Below are 20,183 nucleotides of genomic sequence, written 5' to 3' on the forward strand. Positions count from 1 at the left end.
GCAAGCCGGCCTTTTTGTTTATTTGCGAGTGGGTCGAATTTGTGGACCGGCTTTATCCAGCACGCCGTTAACAAATTTATGACTGTCTTCGGCACCGAAGACTTTCGCCAGCTCAATCCCTTCGTTGATGGCCACTTTATAAGGCACATCGTTACGTTTGCTCAGCTCATACAGCGAGATGCGCAGGATAGCTTTTTCTACCTGGCCCAGCTCTTCGAGCTGACGCGACAGATAGGGCTTCATCAGTCCATCCAGATACGCACTGTTGGTCGCCACACCGGACAGCAGTTCGCGGAAGTAGGTAATGTCGACGTCTTTGACGTCCTGTTCCGCCAGAAACTGGTATTCCACATCGGCAATGTCGTTATTCGACAACTGCCAGGAGTAAAGCGCCTGAACAGCGCACTCACGGGCGCGACGACGAGCAGCAGGTTTCACAAAATTCCCCTTACAAAAATCAGGCTTTAATGGCTTTCAATACGTTGATCATTTCGAGCGCAGTCAGAGCCGCTTCAGCACCTTTGTTACCCGCTTTGGTGCCGGCACGCTCAATGGCCTGCTCGATGCTTTCAGTGGTCAGCACGCCAAACGCGACAGGAATCTCGCTGTTCATGGCAACGCTGGCGATACCGGAGCTGGCTTCACCCGCCACATATTCGAAGTGGGCAGTGCCTCCACGAATGACGGTGCCGAGAGCGATAATCGCATCATATTTGCCGGAGTTAGCCAGCGCACGTGCTGCCAGAGGCAGTTCGTAGGCACCTGGTACCCAGACTACGGTGATATTGTCATCTTTGACCTGGCCGATACGTTTCAGGGCATCAACTGCGCCATCCAGCAGGCTGTCATTGATGAAGTTGTTAAAACGCGCAATAACGATGGCAACATTGGCCTCAGGCGTTGCAACAGCAGCTTCGATAACTTTCATACTTATCCTTTCAGGGGTTTGGTTAGCCCCGCGCAGGGGGGCGGATTCTATCATACTCTTGGGCGGCGTGCTCTCGCTTTTCCGACCGTGTTATTGGGGTGTCAGGGTCAGGCGTAAATCGTCACCGACCTGCCGGACATCGCTGAAACGGAAGGCAGGCGCGTCAGCGAGCTGGCTGAGCCCCGGCAGCTGACACAGGCCACGTCCTTCATGACCCAACAGCTTAGGTGCCAGATAAACAATCAGTTCATCGACCAGTCCGGCCTGCAACAGCGCCCCGGCCAGTGAGGCACCCGCTTCAACCCAGACGCTGTTAATCTGTTTCTGTCCCAGCAGCATCATCATCGCCACCAGATCCAGCTGCTGTTCACGCAGCGGCACGGCAATCTGCGTCACCTCAGCGGGCCAGTGCTGTTGATCCGGCTGATGACGCATCAGCCAGGTTTCGCCCGGCTGAGAAATGAGCCGATGTTGCGGCGTGACGCGATTCTGACTGTCAACAATCACCCGCACCGGCTGACGCAGTTGCTGTTCATCAAGCAGTGACTGGCTCTCCGGATCAAGTTCAGACCAGCGCACCGTCAGCGAGGGATCGTCCGCCAGCACCGTAGCGCTGCTGCTGAGGATTGCGGCGCTTTGCGCACGCAGACGCTGGACATCCCGGCGGGCCGCAGCCGACGTTATCCACTGGCTTTCACCGCTGGCCATTGCCGTGCGGCCATCCAGTGACGCACCCAGCTTGAGCTGGATCCAGGGAAAGCCGGTGCGCATCCGCTTGAGGAAGCCACGATTCAGCGCTTCCGCTTCCGGCATCATCAGGCCGTGGCTGACCTCAATGCCTGACTGATGCAGACGGTGCAGCCCGCGTCCTGCGACCTGCGGATTGGGGTCCTGCATCGCGGCCACAACACGGCTAACGCCAGCAGCAATCAGCGCATCACAACAGGGCGGTGTGCGACCATGATGGCTGCAGGGCTCCAGCGTGACATAGGCGGTTGCACCACGGGCTTTTTCGCCCGCCATGCGCAGGGCGTGAACTTCGGCATGCGGTTCACCGGCGCGCTGATGCCAGCCCTCGCCTGCTACTTCGCCATCGCGCACAATCACGCAGCCGACATTGGGGTTCGGCATGGTCGTAAAACGACCGCGTCGCGCCAGTTCCAGCGCGCGCGCCATGTAAAGTTCATCCATGGTTTAATCCTGTAACCGGGCGATCTCTTCGCCAAAATCACGAATATCTTCAAAGCTGCGGTAAACTGAGGCGAAGCGAATATAGGCCACTTTATCGAGCTTCTTCAGCTCATCCATCACCAGATTGCCAATCAGTTTACTGGGGATCTCACGTTCGCCAGTCGCACGCAGCTGCGTTTTAATATGGTTCACAGCGCTTTCAACCGCATCGGCACTCACCGGCCGTTTCTCAAGCGCTTTCATCATCCCGCTGGCCATTTTGTCTTCATTAAAAGGCTCGCGCACATCATTGCTCTTCACCACGCGTGGCATCACCAGTTCCGCCACCTCAAAGGTGGTAAAGCGTTCATGACACATCAGGCACTGGCGGCGACGACGCACCGAAGAGCCTTCACTAACCAGACGAGAATCAATCACTTTGGTGTCCACAGCGGAGCAGAATGGGCAATGCATGACGTTTCCTGACGCGAGAGTGATGGGTCTGACAGTGTAGCGCGAACTGCGAATCAACAAAATCTCTTCCGTGCCTTTACCGGGCTTCTCATCGCAGGATAAACGCGGCTAAATTTCGTCTGCGGCAAAAGGGACTACGCTTTAAGAGCTGCAAGTAAAATTTTCCACTAACACTCTGGAGGTTGTATGGGTCTGTTTAACTTTGTGAAAGAAGCCGGTGAAAAACTCTGGGACGCGGTAAACGGCGGTGATGACCAGAATAAAAAGCTGCAGGATCACATTAACAAGCTCGGCTTGCCTGACAGCGACAAGGTCGACGTCAAGGTCAATGGCGACACCGTGACCGTGACCGGTGATGGCCTTTCCCAGGAGCTGAAAGAAAAGATTCTGATTGCTGCAGGTAACGTTGCAGGTATCACGAAAGTTGAAGACAAGGTGACCGTGACAGATACTGCGGTCGAGTCAGAGCTGTACACCGTGAAAAAAGGCGATACGCTGAGCGCGATTTCCAAACAGGTTTACGGCAACGCTAACGAATATAACAAGATTTTCGAAGCGAATAAGCCAATGCTCTCGCATCCTGATAGGATCTATCCTGGCCAGGTTTTACGTATTCCAAAATAACGGACAAGGATAACTTATGAGCAGGATGGTTTGGATTCCGGTGGCGCTCTCTCTGGTAACGCTAAGCGGCTGCAGCACCACGGCAGGCAATCCGCAGGTCAGAGAGCTGCATCAGGAAGTGAGTCAGCTAAATCAGCAGATGCAGCACCTGACCACGCAGGCCAGTGCACTGGAAATCCAGGGACAGCTTAACAGTCAGTTGCAACAAGGCGCATGGCTGGTGCCGCAGGCGAAAACGCCAGTGGCGCTGCAAACCCAGCTCGGCACACTGCGACTGACGCTGTCGCCTGTGACCGCTGAAGCCAGCGGTTCGCGGGCAACCCTGACTGTGCGTTCAATGGACGACCGGCCTCTGCCCGCCCTGCATGCGACGGTGATCTGGGGTGAGCTCGACCCGGCGACCGGTAAACCGCTGAACAGCGACAGTCTGAGTCAGACCGTCACGGTACCTGCCTCGTTGCTGCCCCAGCATTCAACCAGCATCCCGCTGCGGCTCAGTGGCCTGACACCGGAGCAGTTGGGTTATGTCCGCGTGCATAACGTAACCGGGGATGCGCCGACTCAGACTTCCCCTGCTGCACCCGCTAACCCTTAGCCGCGGTGCAAAAAAAACGGGCAGCCTGTTGGCTGCCCGTTTTTATTTCTGACGCGTGATTAAGGCAGGATAGAAGGCTGATCGGCGCCCTCTTTCTCGACTTTCTGCACCATCATATGTTCACGCTTCATGCCCAGCTTCAGCGCCAGCGCCGAAGAGACATAAATGGATGAAATCGTACCAATCGTCACACCAATCAGCATGGTCAGTGAGAAGCCTTTCAGCAACGCACCACCAAACACGAACAGGATGAGGATCATCGCCAGCGTCGTCAGCGAGGTAATCAGGGTACGGCTTAACGTCTGTGTCAGTGACACGTTCGTAATATCGTAAGAGCTGCCGCGACGAATCTTACGGAAGTTTTCACGAATACGGTCAGAGACCACAATTTTATCGTTAAGCGAGTAGCCAATCACCGACATCAGCGAGGCAACAATTGTCAGGTCGATTTCAATGCGGAACAGCGCCAGCAGGCCGCAGGTGATGATCACGTCATGCGCCAGCGCCAGCACGGTACCCAGCGCCAGACGCCACTCAAAGCGGAAACCGATATAGATCAGAATCGCAATCAGTGCAGACAGCAGCGCCATCGCACCCGCCTGCGCCAGGTCGCTACCCACACTCGGGCCAACGAACTCAATGCGCTTAACGGTCGCGTTTTGCTGGGTAGTCTGGTTAATCACCGACACCACTTTATTGCCTAACTCAGTACCCGCCGGGCCGGTCACCGGTGCCATACGCACCATGACGTCACGGCTGCTGCCAAAGTTCTGCACCAGCGGCTCGTCAAAGCCCGCTTTCACCAGATCACCACGCAGGACTTCAAGGTCGGCCGGTTTTTCCAGCGCGATCTCAATCACCGTACCACCGGTGAAATCGAGGCCCCAGTTAAAACCACGCACACCCACGATCGCAATCGCGGCAAGAATCAGCAGTCCTGAAATGATGAAGGCCAGCTTATCCCAGCGCATAAAGTCGACGACTTTACGCCCGTGGTTTAACTGCTCAATGTTATATTCCTGTGCCACAACGCACTCCTCAGATAGACAGCTTGTTGATGCGTTTGCCACCGTAAACCAGGTTAACAATGGCACGGGTACCGATAATCGCGGTGAACATTGAGGTCGCGATACCAATTGCGGTGGTAATAGCAAAGCCTTTGATCGAACCGGTGCCGACCGCGTAAAGAATGATAACTTTGATCAGGGTGGTCACGTTCGCATCGACAATACTGGAGAAGGCGCCTTTGTAGCCCTCATGAATTGCCTGCTGAACCGAGCGCCCGTTACGCAGCTCTTCTTTAATACGTTCGTTAATCAGTACGTTAGCATCGACTGCTACCGCCAGTGTTAACACGATACCGGCAATACCCGGCATGGTCAGGGTCGCACCAGGCAGCAGGGACATGACGCCGACAATCAGCACCAGGTTAACCAGCAGCGCACTCGTCGCAATCAGACCAAACTTCTTGTAGAACACCACCATAAACAGGATCGAGGCGAGCAGACCCCACAGGCAGGCTTCCAGACCCTGAGTAATGTTTTGCTGACCCATGGTCGGCCCGATCGTACGCTCTTCCACAATCTGGATGGGCGCAATCAACGCACCGGCACGCAGCAGCAGCGACAGCTGACGCGCTTCGTTCGGGTTGTTGATACCGGTGATGCGGAAGCTGTTCCCCAGGCGAGACTGGATATTAGCGACGTTAATCACCTCTTCCTGTTTCACCAGAATTGAACGGCCGTTGGCATCTTTTTTACCGCTGTCCTTATACTCCACAAACAGGGTCGCCATCGGCTTGCCGATGTTGTCCTTGGTGAAGTTGGACATGATGTTACCGCCTGCGCTATCAAGTGAAATGTTCACCTGTGGCTGGTTGTACTCATCCATGCTGGACGTCGAGTCGGTGATGTGGTCACCGGTCAGGATCACCCGCTTGTAGAGCACGACCGGCTGGCCATCACGCATGTCTTTAACTTCTGAGTCACCCGGAACACGGCCACTGGCCGCCGCAGTAGGATCTACGCTGGTGTTCACCAGACGGAATTCCAGCGTCGCGGTTGCGCCCAGAATCTCTTTGGCACGCGCCGTATCCTGTATACCCGGCAGCTCAACTACGATGCGATCTGAGCCCTGACGCTGAACCAGCGGTTCCGCCACGCCAAGCTGGTTTACACGGTTACGCAGAATCGTAATGTTCTGCTGAACCGCATATTCACGCGCTTCGCTGAGACGGGCATCGCTCATGGTGGCACGCAGCGCATCGCTGCCGCTGCTGTTGATCACCAGATCCTGATGACGCGAGGAGAGCCAGGAGATCGCCGCATCACGACTGGCAGCGTCACGGAAACGAATTTCCACGCCGTAGTTCGCGATTTTGTTGACGGTGGTATAAGGGATATTTTTGGTGCGCAGATCGCTACGCAGCGTGTCAGCATTCTGCTCCTGCAGCTTGCTGAGCGCGGTGTCCATGTCCACTTCCATCAGGAAGTGCACACCACCACGCAGGTCGAGACCGAGTTTCATCGGCTCTGCTGACAGCATGCTCAGCCAGCGCGGCGTGGCTGGCGCAAGGTTCAGCGCGACAACGTAGTTTTCACCCAGCGCTTTCATGATGGCTTCACGGGCGCGTAACTGCACATCCGTATTGTTGAAGCGCGCGGTAATCGCACCATTTTCCAGCGCAACAGATTTGCTCTGGATATTGTCTTGTTTTAATGCGGACTGAATTTGATCCAACGTCTGCTCACTGGCGGCGCTTCCGCGCGCACCAGTGATTTGAACGGCCGGATCCTCACCATACAGGTTGGGAAGCGCATAGAGCAGGCCGACGAGAATCACGACGACCAGCATCACATACTTCCACAAAGGATAACGATTTAACACGGCAGTTCCCTTAGGGAAGAAAGAATTACAGCGCCTTGATAGTGCCTTTAGGCAGCACGGCAGCGACGAAATCACGTTTAACGACGACTTCATTGGTGTCATTCAGCGCGATAGCGACGTATCCCGTGTCAGAGACTTTCGTTACGCGGCCTACCAGGCCACCGCTGGTCAGCACTTCATCACCCTTAGAGATGGAATCCATCAGCTTCTTGTGCTCTTTCGCACGTTTCTGCTGCGGACGCAGGATCATGAAGTAGAAAATCAGACCAAACACCACCAGCATGATCACCAGAGAATACGGACTTCCCTGAGACGGTGCGCCAGCTGCAGCCACGGCGTCAGAAATGAATAAGCTCATTAAATTTCCCTCATTGATGAATTATCAGACGTTAATGGCGGAACTTCTTTGCCCGTCCGTTGGTAAAACTCAGTTACAAAGTGTTCTAATTTACCCTCTTCAATGGCCTGGCGTAAACCTGCCATCAGACGCTGGTAATAGCGCAAATTGTGGATAGTGTTCAGACGCGCGCCCAGTATTTCGTTACAACGGTCGAGATGATACAAGTAGGCGCGGCTATAATTGCGACAGGTGTAACAATCACACTCCGCATCCAGCGGCGCAGTGTCATCTTTGTATCGGGCGTTGCGGATTTTCACCACACCCTCAGTCACAAACAGGTGACCATTTCGGGCATTACGGGTAGGCATCACGCAGTCAAACATATCGACGCCGCGACGGACGCCTTCAACCAGATCTTCTGGCTTGCCGACACCCATCAGATAACGTGGTTTATCCTGCGGAAGCTGCGGACAGACGTGCTCAAGAATACGGTGCATGTCCTGCTTGGGTTCACCCACCGCCAGGCCGCCCACAGCGTACCCATCAAAGCCAATCTCTACCAGACCTTTCACCGAGACATCTCGTAAATCTTCGTAAACCGAGCCCTGGATAATGCCAAACAATGCATTTTTATTCCCCAGGCTGTCGAAACGATCACGGCTGCGTCGCGCCCAGCGCAGCGACATCTCCATGGAGCGTTTGGCATAGTCCCAGTCTGCCGGATAGGGCGTACATTCATCGAAGATCATGACGATGTCGGAACCGAGGTCATACTGAATCTCCATCGATTTTTCAGGATCGAGGAAGATCGGGTCGCCATTGATCGGGTTACGGAAGTGAACGCCCGCTTCGGTGATTTTGCGGATGTCACCCAGGCTGAAGACCTGGAAGCCGCCTGAGTCGGTCAGAATCGGCCCTTTCCACTGCATAAAATCATGCAGATCGCCATGCAGTTTCATGATCTCCTGGCCCGGACGCAGCCAGAGGTGGAAGGTATTGCCCAGAATGATCTGTGCGCCAGTCTCCTGCACTTCTTCCGGCGTCATGCCTTTCACGGTGCCATAGGTGCCGACAGGCATAAACGCAGGGGTTTCCACCACACCGCGATCAAAAATCAGACGGCCACGGCGTGCGCGCCCGTCTGTGGTATCAAGTTCAAATTTCACAAAGCCCCCATTGGAGAAACAGTCCAATGTATACAACCTTCACGCTATTAAAGCGGTTCCGGCTATCGGTTAATAAATCAGTCGCCCACTTTTTCCAGCGGCGCCTGCGGATTTTTGCTGATAAACATCGCGTCACCATAACTGAAGAAACGATATTGCTCAGCCACGGCTGCGTGATACGCCGCCATGGTGTGCTGATAACCGGCGAATGCCGAGACCAGCATAATCAGCGTCGATTCGGGCAAATGGAAGTTGGTGATCAGCGCATCAATCACCTGATACTCATAGCCCGGATAGATGAAAATCTGGGTATCGTCGAAGAACGGCGCAATCAGAGCATCCTGACTCGCTTTGGCGGCGCTCTCCAGCGAACGGACGGAGGTGGTGCCGACGGCGACCACCTTATTGCCGCGCGCTTTACAGGCCAGCACCGCGTCAACAACCTCCTGCGGCACTTCGGCATATTCTGCGTGCATGTGATGCTCTTCGATGGTCTCGACACGCACCGGCTGGAAAGTACCCGCCCCAACATGCAGCGTCACAAACGCCATTTCAACGCCCTTCTCTTTCAGCGCCTGCAGCAGCGGTTCATCGAAATGCAGACCGGCGGTCGGGGCCGCGACGGCACCCGGACGGGCGCTGTAAACCGTCTGATAAAGCTCGCGATCCTGCTCTTCATCCGGACGGTCAATATAGGGCGGCAGCGGCATATGGCCGACGCTGTTGAGAATGTCGAGCACCGCACGCTCATCATCAAAGACAATCTCAAATAGCGCATCGTGGCGTGCCACCATCGTCGCTTTCACGCTCTCATCTTCACCCAGAAGCAGTTCTGCGCCCGGCTTTGGTGCTTTCGAGGCGCGCACGTGTGCCAGTACGCGCTTATCGTCGAGCATCCGCTCTACCAGCATTTCGATTTTGCCACCGCTGGCTTTACGGCCAAAGACGCGCGCCGGAATCACGCGGGTGTTGTTGAACACCAGCAGATCGCCTGGATTCAGCTTATCCAGCACGTCGGTGAAAACACCGTGCGACAGGTCCCCGCTGGGGCCATCAAGCGACAGCAGGCGACAGCCACTGCGCTGCGCCTGGGGATAGTGAGCAATCAGGGATTCGGGCAGTTCAAAAGCAAAATCAGCGACACGCATTGAAATGTTCTTTCTCAGGCAAAAACAGGCGGCACAGTTTAGCGGAAAAACGACCAATTCTGAACAACTGGCTGCGCTAAGGCAGTTCGGCCTATAATGCGGCATGAACTTTCTTGCGCATCTCCATCTGGCTAAGCTGGCCAACAGCTCCTTACTCGGCAATTTAATGGCCGACTTTGTGCGTGGCAACCCGCACCAGCACTGGTCTGCACCTGTTGCAGACGGCATTCTGATGCATCGTCGTCTGGATGTGATGACCGATGCGCTGCCGGAAGTGCGCAGCGCCCGTCAGCTGTTCCGTGCGGAAACATATCGCGTGGCACCCATCACGCTGGATGTCATCTGGGACCATTTTTTGGCTCGTCACTGGCAGCGTTTCACACCCGAACAGACGCTGGTGCAGTTTTCTGCCGCCGCCGAGCGCGAAATCCTGCCGCAACTGCCAGATACCCCCACTGAATTTCAGGAACTCAATGCTGTGATGTGGCGCGAGCGCTGGTTTGAGCATTATGCCCAGCCTGCACGGCTTGAGCGGGTGCTACACGGCATGGCCAGCCGCCGTCCACGCCTGGCGGCACTGCGCGACTCCTACCACGATTTCACCGAACATTATGATCAGCTGGAAGCGCTGTTTTTTATTTTTTATCCGCGTTTAATGGCGCTGGCGACCAGCAGAACCCTGTAAAACCCGATCCTCTGCTGCCGGGCTGGCGGATGCCAGCTTTCGTCTGAATAAAAAGCCGCTTTCCTGACTTCTCGCCATCTTGCCATTGCTGCTTATCTGCGGCTTAATGAAGCCTTTCTTAACAATAGCTAAGAAAACATTACAGCCAGACCGCCTGCTCAGGCGCACCTTCCGTTCGTTATGGCAAAAAATCATAAGAGGAAAAGATGTCATCCGCTTCGCATTCTGAAATAGACGCGCGTTATCGTTACGCCTGCGACATTGCCCGTGCTGCGGGCAGCCGGGCTTTGTCATGGTATCAACAGCGTCAGACATTGGTAGTGGAACACAAAAGGGATTTGCAGGATGTGGTCAGCGAGGCTGATCGTAACGTTGAGGCATTAATTAAGTCGTTAATTGCCGAGCGTTTTCCTGAGGATGCCGTCTATGGCGAAGAGAGCGGTGGCGAGGTCCAGGGCGCGCCTTTTATCTGGGTCGTTGATCCGATCGATGGTACCGCCTGCTTCGTCAATGGCCTGCCTAACTGGTGCGTCTCGCTGGCCGTCGTCTGTGAGGGCGAACCGGTGATCGGCGTGGTCTGCGATCCTAACCATCAGGAGCTGTTTCATGCACGAGCGGGCCAGGGCGCGTGGGTTAATGAGAGCCGTCTGCAGGCCCATGACGCGCAGCATCTCAACGAGGGGTTACTCGGCATCAGCAACTCCAGCCGCACACCGGGTGAAAGTACCTCGCGGTTGATTCGCGGCTTAACAGAACAGGGTGGCATGTTTATTCGTATCGGTTCTGGCGCATTGACCAGCGCCTGGGCGGCCGCCGGGCGGCTGATTGGCTACTATGAAGCGCATATGCATCCCTGGGACAGTCTGCCGGGCATCGTCCTGATGCGTGAAGCAGGCGGTGTCACCAATGATTACCTGCGTAATGACGGAATGAAAAACGGCAACCCGGTGTTGCTGTCCAATGCAGCCCTTTACCCGAAAATAAAAGCGCTGACCGGCAATCTGGCGCTGGAGGAATAAATGACGATGCCTGTCCTGTACCGCTGCGCGCTGATTCTCAGTTCTCTCTGGTTGCTAAGCCCGGCGTCACAGGCGGCGGATTACCAGCTGGAGAAAGTGGTCGAACTGAGCCGTCACGGTGTTCGTCCGCCCACGCCCGGCAATCGCAAAGAGATCGAAGCCGCCAGCCAGCAACCCTGGACGCAGTGGACCACTGCCGATGGTGAGCTGACCGGCCATGGCTACAGCGCTGTGGTGAATAAAGGACGCTGGGAAGGCGATCACTATCGTCAGCTCGGACTACTGAGCACGGGCTGTCCTGACGCGGCTGAGGTCTACGTTCGCGCCAGTCCGCTTCAGCGCACCCGCGCCACCGCTGCGGCTCTGACGGACGGTGCATTTCCCGGCTGTGGCGTGCCCGTGCATCACGTAGCAGGCGATGCCGATCCCCTGTTTCAGAGCGAAAAGCTGACCATCACCCGGACCGATCCCGCTCAGGAGCTCGCCGCGAAACAGCAGAAAGCCGGCGATCTGGCCCGGCTGCAACAGCAGCTGCAGCCGGCGATTCAGCAACTGAAAGCTGCCGTCTGCCCGCCCGCCACAGATTGCCCGTTGTTTGATGCGCCCTGGACGTTTCGGCAGACCCGCAACGGCAATACTTACGTTTACGGGCTGAGTGTGATGGCGAGCATGGTGGAGACGCTGCGACTGGGTTACAACGAAAACCTGCCGTTTGATCAGCTCGCCTGGGGACACATCACCTCGGCCGCGCAGATTACCTCGCTGCTTCCATTGCTGACGGTCAACTACGATCTGAGCAACGATATCCTTTATCAGGCTCAGCGCCGTGGCTCAATACTGCTTAACGCCCTGCTGTCAGAAATTGCGTCTGACCGCTCGCCAACCCGCTGGCTGATTCTGGTGGCGCATGACACCAACATCGCAATGGTGCGCACTCTGATGGATTTTAGCTGGCAGTTACCCGGCTATTCACGCGGCAACATTCCGCCCGGCAGCAGTCTGGTGATGGAGCGCTGGCGCGACACCCACAGTGGCAAACGTTTTTTGCGACTCTATTTTCAGGCGCAGAGTCTGGATGGGATCCGTCAGCTGCAACCGATTGATGATAAACATCCGTTATTACATCAGGAATGGCATCAGTCCGACTGCAGAGTGACCCATGTCGGCGTGCTCTGCCCTTATCAATCCACGCTGACTCAGCTGCGGAAAAACATGGATAACAGCGCTGTGTTGCCGGTTTCGGTTATATTGCCCTGAGTCTGTGGCTAATGAAATTAAGGCCGCAGTCTCAATGCGGCCTTAATAATGTTAACCACGGTTAATTAACGCCATTCCGACTTATTCTTATTTAAATCGACTGACTATCAGCGCTACCCGTTTTGTTTTACGATAGTTACGTCAATCATCCCTTTATTAACTATTTTCCTGTAATCCTTGAGTATTTCGGCGACTGGTTTCGCCGTTTTTTATTTCTGCCTTTATTACCCTTCGTGCCCGATTAGCTGTACCCTCTCCCGCTCAGGCTCTCTTGTGTCCCTGTCCCCGGTTTGCATCCTCCGTGATATTCACTGCTCTTTGAAATAATCATTCCCGGAACTATTTGCTGAAATAATGTGATGCATGACCTTATTTTGCAGATACAAAATAAGTGCCGAATAAAAGGACTTCGTGTTGTGGCGGGGATCACATAAATAATCAGATGCGGGGAAAATTTGAGAGGGGAAATAGCGTGATCTGCTCCCCCATTAATCGGGAGAGCAGAACAGAGTATTAGCGGGTTTTACGCACCAGCTTATAGCCCAGCAGCAATACCACGATCCACACCATACCCACATAGAGTGAAATACGGGTATCGGGGAAATATCCAATCAGCCCGATGATAAAGCAGAGGAAGGCAACGCCGACGCCGGCAGTCCAGCTGCCACCTGGCAGTGCAAACTTCAGCTTACTTGCCGCCTCTTTGCCAATTTTGCGACGGAACGCGATCTGCGACAGCAGAATCATGATCCAGACCCATACTGTTGCAAAGGTCGCCAGCGACGCGATCACCAGGAACACTTTTTCGGGCATCAGGTAGTTAAGATAGACCGCAATCAGCATGGCAAACATCATCACGACAACCGTCACCCACGGAATCCCGCGTGAAGAGACCTTCATGAAGACTTTAGGCGCATGGCCTTGCTGCGCCATTCCGTGCAGCATGCGACCCACACCAAACACATCGCTGTTAATCGCCGAGAGTGACGCGGTCAGCACCACAAAATTGAGGATAGAGGCAGCGGCGGCGATGCCAAGATGCTGGAATGTCAGCACAAACGGGCTGCCTGACGTGCCTACCTGATTCCATGGGTAGATGGACATAATCACAAACAGCGTGCCGACATAGAACACCAGAATGCGCCACGGCACTGAGTTAATCGCACGCGGAATCGACTTCTCCGGATCTTTCGCTTCACCCGCCGTAATACCGATGATCTCAATGCCGCCGTAGGCGAACATCACCATCTGCAGCGACAGCAGCATGCCGACCACGCCGTGCGCGAAGAAGCCGCCATTGGTCCATAAATTATGGATGCCGGTCGGCTGGCCGCCGTTGCCAATCCCCCAGATGATCATGCCGAAACCGGCCAGAATCATCACGATGATGGTGGCGACTTTGAAGAAGGAGAACCAGAACTCCACTTCACCGAACACCTTCACGCTCATCAGATTGACAGCACCGATGATCAGCACCACGCTCAGCACCCAAATCCAGTGCGGCACCTCGGGGAACCAGACGCCCATATAGATGCCGAACGCGGTGACATCTGCAATCGCGACAATCAGGATCTCAAAACAGTAGGTCCAGCCGGTAATGTAACCCGCCATCGGCCCAAGATAGTCCTGCGCATAGCGTGAAAAGGAACTGGCCTGAGGATTATTAACGGACATCTCACCCAGCGCGCGCATGATGATGTAAGCCACGGCCCCACCGATGATATAGGCGAGCAGCACGCTCGGGCCGGCCATTTTTATCGCGTCGGCGGAACCGTAAAACAGCCCGGTGCCAATCGCCGATCCCAGCGCCATAAAACGGATGTGGCGCGTGCTCAGTCCGCGTTTGAGCTTGTTGGTTTCTTGCATAACAACCTGTACCTGTGAAATGAAAAAACCACGGGCAGGCCCGTGGTTAAAGAAAAATCAGTGCGTTCTGTTACGAGTGAACGGCAACCTGTTCCGGCCCCTTCACCCGATCAACAACAGCGGCAATCAGCAGCATCACCAGCGACGGCGGCAACCAGGCGAGACCCTGATCGGCCAGCGGCAGATGCTGACTGAAAGCAGGCAGCAAATCTTTAAACCCGGTGGTTTTAATCGCATCAACAATGCCAAACAGCAGGCTTACCAGCATAGCTGGCGCGATAATCCGGCTGCTCTTGTTCCACCAGTTAAGGGTGAAACTCAGTACAACCAGCACGATACAAGGCGGGTAAATCGCCGTGAGTACCGGGATGGAGATCTGAATCAGGTGGCTCAGGCCGAGGTTCGACACCACCATCGAGAACAGACCCAGAATAAACACCAGCGTTTTATACGATAACGGCAGGTATTGCGCAAAAAATTCCGCACAGGCACAGGTCAGGCCAACGGCGGTCACCATGCAGGCAACAAAAATCAGTGCGGCCAGGAAGAGACTGCCCATATTGCCAAAGGTGTGCTGAACATACGCATGCAGAATCGCTGCGCCGTTGGCGTTTTGATCAACCAGCGCACCGCTGCCCGCGCCCAGCTTAAACAGGCAAAGGTAGACCAGCGTCAGGCCCAGACCCGCGATCAGGCCTGCCAGCACGGTATAGCGGGTCAGCAGCGCGGCATTGTCGACGCCACGCGAACGGGCGGCGTTGACAATCACGATGCCAAAAACCAGCGCGCCCAGCGTATCCATCGTCAGATAGCCGTTAACGAAACCGCTTGAGAACGCCGCATGCTGATAATCAACGGTCGCGGGAATGGTGCCGCCCGCCGGCCACACCAGTGCAGCTACGCCCAGCACGGTCAGCGCGATAATTTTCAAGGGCGCAAGGAAGTGACCTACGGTGTCGAGCAGTTTGCCCGGATAAAGCGATACACCAATCACCAGCGCGAAGTAGATCAGGCTGTAGATAAACAGGGGCAGCGCGCCATCGCCGGTCAGCGGCGCAATACCCATCTCAAATGAGACCGTTGCCGTACGCGGGGTGGCAAACAGCGGCCCAACAGCCAGATAGCACACGGTAGCCAGCACGATGCCCGCGACCTTGCCAATCGGAGTGCTGAGTGCATCCACGCCGCCGCCGACGCGAGCCAGCGCGATCACGGTCATCACCGGTAACCCGACTGCGGTAATCAGAAAACCAATTGCGGCGGTCCAGACGTGTTCACCAGACTGAATACCGACCATTGGCGGGAAAATGATGTTGCCCGCGCCAACAAACAGGGCGAATGTCATAAAGCCCAGCGCGAGAATGTCCTTCGAAGTTAAACGATGTGTCATACGGCCTGTCACTGATGTTGCGGTGGAAGTTGGGTTAGTGTTGTCCCCTCGCTGCGTGTAAACCGCGATCTGGCTGACAATGTCAGCGCATTATGCTCGTCGCAGGGTAAAGCGCAGGTGATTTAAGCTGCTTTTATTCTGTTCACAGAGGGATGGATCGACAACGGCGCTAAGTAAAACGTTTATAGCGGTGAAAGGCAATACGGGATCGGAAAACCAGAAGGTTATACCACCATTTTTCCCAAAGGCAGTGGATAGCGTTAATTTTTGCTGCAGGGACACAAGATGATGTGCCTAAATAATAGACAGAGCGTGAGAAATCCCCGCATAAACGGGGTTTCAGATACACAAAAGGCGCGTTTTACGCGCCTGTCTGCACAACGTTACAGCACTACCAGACCTGATTCGCGATATCCACCACCAAACGAATTTTCTGCCACTGCTGCGCTTCACTCAGGCTGTTGCCCTCTTCAGTTGAGGCGAAACCGCATTGCGGGCTGAGGCAAATCTGATCCAGGCTGACGTACTGCGCCGCCTCTTCCAGCCGGATTTTCACCTGCGCCGGGTCTTCCAGTTCACCCACCTTAGTGGTGATTAAACCCAGCACCACTTGCTGATGACCCGGTTTAATGTAACGCAGTGGCTCAAAGCCGCCGGACCGGGCATTGTCATACTCCAGGAAGAACGCATCCACGTTGACGCTGCCGAACAGGATTTCTGCCACCGGCCCGTAGCCCCCCTCTGAGATCCAGGTAGAGCGGAAGTTCCCGCGGCAGACATGCAGACCCACCGTCAGATCGGCAGGTTTATCCTCCAGCGCTTTATTCAGTACCTGAGCGTAAATCTGTGCCAGCTGATCCGGATCGTCGCCGCGTTCGCGGATATCGCGCTTCTGATCTTCAGAGCAGAGATAAGCCCAGACGGTGTCATCCAGCTGCAGATAGCGGCAGCCCGCATCATAAAAGGCCTGAATCGCCGCTTTGTAGGTCTGCGCCAGATCCTCGAAGTAGTCCGCCAGATCGGGATAGACCTCTGCATCAATCACTTTGCGGCCACCGCGGAAGTGTAAAACGCTGGGGCTGGGAATGGTCATTTTTGGCACCGCATCCCCGGCAATACTCTGCAGGAAACGAAAATGCGCCAGCATCGGATGATCCGCCGGGAAACCGAGTTTGCTCACCACTTTCACGCCATGCGCTTTGGTCTGCACGCCATTAAACTGGATGCCCTGTTCCGCTTCATAGCGCTCAACGCCATTCAGGCCAGAGAAGAAGTCGAAGTGCCACCAGCCGCGACGAAACTCGCCATCGGTGACCACCTTCAGGCCATTTTCACGTTGCTTCGCTACCACATCGCGAATCGCCTCATCTTCGACCTGCTGCAGGGCCGCCGCATCAATCTCTCCGGCAGCAAACGCTTCACGCGCCTGCTTAATCGCAGCGGGACGCAGAAAACTGCCAACGGTGTCGGCACGGAACGGGGCGGTTTCTCTCTGCATGATCACTCCTGTCTCTCCTGCCGGTAATAACGACAGGAAATCATTGCTCTCTGAAATAAATAGCCATCTGGATGGCTACATGTCTGAAAGCAGAGTGTCATGAGTGGCATTCATCTGCAACTGAAGAAAATTCAGCGATCATGAAAAAAATTCAACCGGGATTAACGCAGGGCGGCGCGCGCCTCTGCCATCTGGCTGTCTGAGAGCGGCAGATAGCCCGCTTCGCTGACTCGCCGCTGTCCTTGTGGTGAAAGAACCTGCTGCAGAAATGCCGCCACCAGCGGCGGCAGTGGTTTACCGGGTGCTTTATTAACATAGAGATAGAGTGGACGCGCCCAGGGATAACGGCCGCTACGAATAGCATCGGCATCCGGCGCAATCGCCTGGCCCTGATCATTCGTCACCGCCAGCATTTTTACGCCGCTGAGATGAAAGCCAAAACTGGCGTAGCCGATGCTGCGCGAATTACTGGCCACCGCCTGAACCACCGCGGCCGAGCCAGGAAACTCCGCTACGTCGCTGCGGAAATCGCCTTTGCAGAGCACCTGCTGTTTGAAGAAACCCCAGGTGCCGGAGGCGGAATTACGTCCATAACGCTGAATGGGGCGTTTGTTCCATTGCGCGCCGGTTAAACCGAGATCGCCCCAGCGCAGCGGCACACTGTGTGCGCCACACAGACGGGTAACGGAGAAGATGGCGTCGAGCTGACGCGGTTCAATCTGCTGCAGCGGGTTACGCTGATTCACTACCACCACCAGCGCATCCATCGCCACCGGCACCGCCAGCGGCGGATAGCCGTAGCGCGCCTCAAAGGCCTGCCGCTCATCGGCCTGCATCGGGCGGCTCATCGGACCGAGCTGTGCGGCACCTGCTGCCAGCGCGGTCGGCGCGGTTGAAGAACCGGAGGCCTGAACCTGCACATTGACGCCCGGCGCCTGCCGACTAAAATCCTCGCCCCACAGGGTCATAAGATAGCCAAGCGTATCTGAGCCGACACTGCTGAGATTGCCGGAGAGCGTGCCGTGCTGGGCCAGCGCCAGGCCCGGCAGCAGCGTAACAATCAATAAAAGAAGAATGCGCATCAGGAAGATCCGGCAGCCATTAATGAACGGCATTCTCCTGCATCACGCTGCTGACAATCAACCTCGCGGGCAGCGTAAACGTAAAACAGGTCTCTTTGTGCGGCACGCTGGTGATGTCGAGCCGCGCATTGTGGTGACTCAGCGCATGTTTCACAATCGCCAGACCCAGCCCGCTGCCACCAGTGGCGCGTGAACGCGCTTTATCGACGCGGTAGAAACGCTCGGTCAGACGGGGAATATGTTCTGAAGCAATACCCGGCCCGTTGTCACACACCCGGAAGGTGGCGCCCTGTTTGCCGCGCAGCCAGCTGATATCAATCCGCGTGCCATCCGGGGTGTGATTTACCGCGTTATAAACCAGATTGGAGATCGCACTGCGAAGCTGTTCATCGTTGCCGAACACTTTCAGATGGGGATCGGTATGGAAATGAATATCGTGACGACCGCCACTTAGCGTCGCCGCCTCATGCTGCAGCAGTTTCAGCATGACCGGCACATCAACCTTCTCTTTCAGATCGATGGCAGGCGCGGCTTCAATGCGCGACAGCGTCAGCAGCTGTTTGACCAGGCTGTCCATACGGCGCGTCTGCTCCGACATCGTGTGCAGCGCTTTACTGCGCGAAGGCTCGCTCATCACCGAGTCGTTCATCATCTCCAGATAGCCCTGCAGCACCGTGAGCGGCGTACGTAACTCATGACTGACGTTGGCAAAGAAGTTGCGGCGCGCCCCTTCCAGCTGATGCATCTGCGTCACATCACGCGCCACCAGCAGCCACTGCCCCTCGCTGTAGGGCATAACGCGGAATTCCATGTGAAGTTTGTTGTTCAGCACCAGCGTCAGGGGCTTGTCAAAATCGCGCTGGCGCAGATAGCGTGAGAACTCCGGATAACGCAGCAGATTGAGGATGTTCTGGCCATTATCTTCCGGCCAGCGCAGACCCAGGTGCTGCTGCGCCAGACCGTTACACCAGAAAATAGTGCCCTCTTCCGTGGTCAGGATCACCGCATCCGGCAGCGACTCGGCACCGCTGCGGAAACGTTTGATCAGATTACCGAGTTCACGTCGCCGCCGCCGGTTGCGCAGTTGCATCTGGTAAAGACCATAAAACAGCGGTTCCCAGCTGGCACGCCCGGCGGGTGGCGTCATGGTGCGGTCGAGCCACAGCCAGTGCGACAGCCGCATCAGATTGTGGAAATGCCATAACAGCACCATGACCACGCTCAGCAGCAACCACCAGGGCAAACCGCCAAACAGCAGGCCCAGCAGCACCGCAGGCAGACAGGCCAGCAGCAGTTCTGTCAGTAATCTCTTCCAGGAGAGGCGTTCCAGCACGGTAAAGGCTCCGTTTAATAGCGGGCAGAGAAACGATACCCTGTTCCACGGACGGTTTGTACCATGCGGTCGTGGCCGGAGACTTCCAGCGCTTTACGTAAACGGCGGATGTGAACATCAACAGTGCGATCTTCCACATACACATTGGTGCCCCAGACGTGGTTCAGAAGCTGTTCGCGGCTGTACACGCGTTCCGGGTGAGTCATAAAGAAGTGCAGCAGCTTATATTCGGTCGGGCCCATCTCCAGCGGCGTGGTTTCGGACATCACGCGATGTGAAGAAGGATCCAGACTCAGTCCCTGCATCTCAATCACCTCTTCCACCGCCATCGGTGAAATACGGCGCATCACCGCTTTAATTCGCGCCATCAGCTCTTTGGGTGAAAAGGGCTTGGTAATGTAATCATCGGCGCCCACTTCCAGGCCACGCACCCGATCTTCCTCTTCGCCGCGCGCGGTGAGCATCATCACCGGAATATCGCGGGTCATCGCCTCGCGTTTCAGATGCTTGATAAACTGAATACCGCTGCCACCGGGTAACATCCAGTCCAGTAAAATCAGATCGGGCCAGGGTTCAATCAGCTTGCCCACGGCACTGTCATAATCTTCCGCCTCAATTGGCTGATAGTCGTTCTGCTCCAGAACAAAACACAACATTTCACGGATGGGGGCTTCATCCTCCACAACCAAAATGCGCTTAGCCATTATTACTCCTGCTGATTA

Annotated in this window: 20 protein-coding genes; 5 read left to right on the top strand and 15 right to left on the bottom strand. The window is 55.6% G+C overall.

Features of this window, described 5'->3' with window-relative positions; genetic code table 11:
* Positions 1-18 precede the first annotated feature (18 nt).
* The 4 genes from nusB to nrdR form a co-directional block, all read right to left on the bottom strand.
* Complete coding sequence (gene nusB, locus P2R09_RS06760) at positions 19-438, bottom strand: transcription antitermination factor NusB (RefSeq protein ID WP_003852517.1); 420 nt, start codon at positions 436-438, stop codon at positions 19-21.
* Between the two features lie 19 nt (positions 439-457).
* Positions 458-928 carry a 6,7-dimethyl-8-ribityllumazine synthase gene (gene ribE / locus P2R09_RS06765; RefSeq protein WP_003852516.1) on the bottom strand — a complete coding sequence of 157 codons (471 nt, stop codon included), beginning with the start codon at positions 926-928 and terminating at the stop codon, positions 458-460.
* 90 nt (positions 929-1,018) lie between these two features.
* On the bottom strand, positions 1,019-2,119 hold the full coding sequence (gene ribD, locus P2R09_RS06770) for a bifunctional diaminohydroxyphosphoribosylaminopyrimidine deaminase/5-amino-6-(5-phosphoribosylamino)uracil reductase RibD (RefSeq protein ID WP_275768274.1): 1,101 nt from the start codon (positions 2,117-2,119) through the stop codon (positions 1,019-1,021).
* 3 nt (positions 2,120-2,122) lie between these two features.
* On the bottom strand, positions 2,123-2,572 hold the full coding sequence (nrdR, locus tag P2R09_RS06775; RefSeq protein WP_009091750.1) for a transcriptional regulator NrdR: 450 nt from the start codon (positions 2,570-2,572) through the stop codon (positions 2,123-2,125).
* Between the two features lie 186 nt (positions 2,573-2,758).
* On the opposite strand from nrdR, the gene lysM reads away from it, so the two are divergent.
* On the top strand, positions 2,759-3,196 hold the full coding sequence (gene lysM / locus P2R09_RS06780; RefSeq protein WP_275768281.1) for a peptidoglycan-binding protein LysM: 438 nt from the start codon (positions 2,759-2,761) through the stop codon (positions 3,194-3,196).
* A 16-nt stretch (positions 3,197-3,212) separates the two neighbouring features.
* Positions 3,213-3,791 carry a DUF3251 domain-containing protein gene (locus tag P2R09_RS06785; RefSeq protein ID WP_140033646.1) on the top strand — a complete coding sequence of 193 codons (579 nt, stop codon included), beginning with the start codon at positions 3,213-3,215 and terminating at the stop codon, positions 3,789-3,791.
* Between the two features lie 59 nt (positions 3,792-3,850).
* Here P2R09_RS06785 and secF read toward each other — a convergent pair whose 3' ends face one another.
* From secF to queA, 5 genes are all read right to left on the bottom strand, one after another.
* Positions 3,851-4,819: a protein translocase subunit SecF gene (gene secF, locus P2R09_RS06790; protein ID WP_003852511.1), complete on the bottom strand. Its 969-nt coding sequence runs from the start codon at positions 4,817-4,819 to the stop codon at positions 3,851-3,853.
* 10 nt (positions 4,820-4,829) lie between these two features.
* Positions 4,830-6,677, bottom strand: coding sequence for a protein translocase subunit SecD (secD, locus tag P2R09_RS06795; RefSeq protein WP_071778534.1), 1,848 nt, complete (start codon positions 6,675-6,677; stop codon positions 4,830-4,832).
* 25 nt (positions 6,678-6,702) lie between these two features.
* Positions 6,703-7,035: a preprotein translocase subunit YajC gene (gene yajC / locus P2R09_RS06800; protein ID WP_003852509.1), complete on the bottom strand. Its 333-nt coding sequence runs from the start codon at positions 7,033-7,035 to the stop codon at positions 6,703-6,705.
* A complete protein-coding gene (gene tgt, locus P2R09_RS06805; protein ID WP_003852508.1) occupies positions 7,035-8,183 on the bottom strand; it encodes a tRNA guanosine(34) transglycosylase Tgt in 1,149 nt (382 codons plus the stop codon). Before tgt ends, yajC begins: the two co-directional genes overlap by 1 nt.
* A gap of 77 nt (positions 8,184-8,260) precedes the next feature.
* A complete protein-coding gene (gene queA, locus P2R09_RS06810; protein ID WP_275768291.1) occupies positions 8,261-9,331 on the bottom strand; it encodes a tRNA preQ1(34) S-adenosylmethionine ribosyltransferase-isomerase QueA in 1,071 nt (356 codons plus the stop codon).
* Between the two features lie 103 nt (positions 9,332-9,434).
* Here queA and P2R09_RS06815 point away from each other — a divergent pair, with 103 nt between their 5' ends.
* The 3 genes from P2R09_RS06815 to P2R09_RS06825 all read left to right on the top strand — a co-directional run bounded on the left by P2R09_RS06815 (position 9,435) and on the right by P2R09_RS06825 (position 12,292).
* Positions 9,435-10,016, top strand: a complete 582-nt coding sequence (locus P2R09_RS06815) for an ACP phosphodiesterase (protein WP_275768294.1) — start codon at positions 9,435-9,437, stop codon at positions 10,014-10,016.
* 206 nt (positions 10,017-10,222) lie between these two features.
* Positions 10,223-11,035 (top strand): inositol monophosphatase, encoded by an 813-nt coding sequence (locus P2R09_RS06820; protein ID WP_003852505.1) that lies wholly within the window; start codon positions 10,223-10,225, stop codon positions 11,033-11,035.
* Positions 11,036-12,292: a histidine-type phosphatase gene (locus P2R09_RS06825; RefSeq protein WP_275768298.1), complete on the top strand. Its 1,257-nt coding sequence runs from the start codon at positions 11,036-11,038 to the stop codon at positions 12,290-12,292. It begins immediately after the preceding gene.
* 513 nt (positions 12,293-12,805) lie between these two features.
* Here the strand turns inward: P2R09_RS06825 and proY are convergent.
* The 6 genes from proY to phoB all read right to left on the bottom strand — a co-directional run bounded on the left by proY (position 12,806) and on the right by phoB (position 20,165).
* Positions 12,806-14,158, bottom strand: a complete 1,353-nt coding sequence (gene proY / locus P2R09_RS06830; protein ID WP_003852502.1) for a proline-specific permease ProY — start codon at positions 14,156-14,158, stop codon at positions 12,806-12,808.
* 70 nt (positions 14,159-14,228) lie between these two features.
* On the bottom strand, positions 14,229-15,548 hold the full coding sequence (gene brnQ, locus P2R09_RS06835) for a branched-chain amino acid transporter carrier protein BrnQ (RefSeq protein WP_008924876.1): 1,320 nt from the start codon (positions 15,546-15,548) through the stop codon (positions 14,229-14,231).
* A gap of 391 nt (positions 15,549-15,939) precedes the next feature.
* Positions 15,940-17,046: a cobalamin-independent methionine synthase II family protein gene (locus P2R09_RS06840; RefSeq protein ID WP_275768303.1), complete on the bottom strand. Its 1,107-nt coding sequence runs from the start codon at positions 17,044-17,046 to the stop codon at positions 15,940-15,942.
* A 161-nt stretch (positions 17,047-17,207) separates the two neighbouring features.
* Positions 17,208-18,128, bottom strand: coding sequence for a PstS family phosphate ABC transporter substrate-binding protein (locus P2R09_RS06845; protein WP_275768306.1), 921 nt, complete (start codon positions 18,126-18,128; stop codon positions 17,208-17,210).
* 19 nt (positions 18,129-18,147) lie between these two features.
* Positions 18,148-19,461, bottom strand: a complete 1,314-nt coding sequence (gene phoR, locus P2R09_RS06850; RefSeq protein ID WP_275768309.1) for a phosphate regulon sensor histidine kinase PhoR — start codon at positions 19,459-19,461, stop codon at positions 18,148-18,150.
* A gap of 14 nt (positions 19,462-19,475) precedes the next feature.
* The gene (gene phoB / locus P2R09_RS06855; RefSeq protein ID WP_003852491.1) at positions 19,476-20,165 is read right to left on the bottom strand and encodes a phosphate response regulator transcription factor PhoB; all 690 of its coding nucleotides are present in this window, start codon (positions 20,163-20,165) and stop codon (positions 19,476-19,478) included.
* Between the last annotated feature and the right edge of the window lie 18 nt (positions 20,166-20,183).

Source organism: Pantoea sp. Cr_R13, from assembly GCF_029222565.1.
GTDB classification, from domain to species: domain Bacteria; phylum Pseudomonadota; class Gammaproteobacteria; order Enterobacterales; family Enterobacteriaceae; genus Pantoea; species Pantoea eucalypti.

What these genes read in the sequence shown, in the direction of transcription:
- brnQ (WP_008924876.1), bottom strand. Translation starts at nt 15,548, where the DNA reads ATGACACATCGTTTAACTTCGAAGGACATTCTCGCGCTGGGCTTTATG.
- nrdR (WP_009091750.1), bottom strand. Translation starts at nt 2,572, where the DNA reads ATGCATTGCCCATTCTGCTCCGCTGTGGACACCAAAGTGATTGATTCT.
- queA (WP_275768291.1), bottom strand. Translation starts at nt 9,331, where the DNA reads ATGCGTGTCGCTGATTTTGCTTTTGAACTGCCCGAATCCCTGATTGCT.
- ribE (WP_003852516.1), bottom strand. Translation starts at nt 928, where the DNA reads ATGAAAGTTATCGAAGCTGCTGTTGCAACGCCTGAGGCCAATGTTGCC.
- lysM (WP_275768281.1), top strand. Translation starts at nt 2,759, where the DNA reads ATGGGTCTGTTTAACTTTGTGAAAGAAGCCGGTGAAAAACTCTGGGAC.
- yajC (WP_003852509.1), bottom strand. Translation starts at nt 7,035, where the DNA reads ATGAGCTTATTCATTTCTGACGCCGTGGCTGCAGCTGGCGCACCGTCT.
- P2R09_RS06815 (WP_275768294.1), top strand. Translation starts at nt 9,435, where the DNA reads ATGAACTTTCTTGCGCATCTCCATCTGGCTAAGCTGGCCAACAGCTCC.
- P2R09_RS06845 (WP_275768306.1), bottom strand. Translation starts at nt 18,128, where the DNA reads ATGCGCATTCTTCTTTTATTGATTGTTACGCTGCTGCCGGGCCTGGCG.
- P2R09_RS06825 (WP_275768298.1), top strand. Translation starts at nt 11,036, where the DNA reads ATGACGATGCCTGTCCTGTACCGCTGCGCGCTGATTCTCAGTTCTCTC.
- P2R09_RS06820 (WP_003852505.1), top strand. Translation starts at nt 10,223, where the DNA reads ATGTCATCCGCTTCGCATTCTGAAATAGACGCGCGTTATCGTTACGCC.
- ribD (WP_275768274.1), bottom strand. Translation starts at nt 2,119, where the DNA reads ATGGATGAACTTTACATGGCGCGCGCGCTGGAACTGGCGCGACGCGGT.
- phoB (WP_003852491.1), bottom strand. Translation starts at nt 20,165, where the DNA reads ATGGCTAAGCGCATTTTGGTTGTGGAGGATGAAGCCCCCATCCGTGAA.
- P2R09_RS06785 (WP_140033646.1), top strand. Translation starts at nt 3,213, where the DNA reads ATGAGCAGGATGGTTTGGATTCCGGTGGCGCTCTCTCTGGTAACGCTA.
- P2R09_RS06840 (WP_275768303.1), bottom strand. Translation starts at nt 17,046, where the DNA reads ATGCAGAGAGAAACCGCCCCGTTCCGTGCCGACACCGTTGGCAGTTTT.
- proY (WP_003852502.1), bottom strand. Translation starts at nt 14,158, where the DNA reads ATGCAAGAAACCAACAAGCTCAAACGCGGACTGAGCACGCGCCACATC.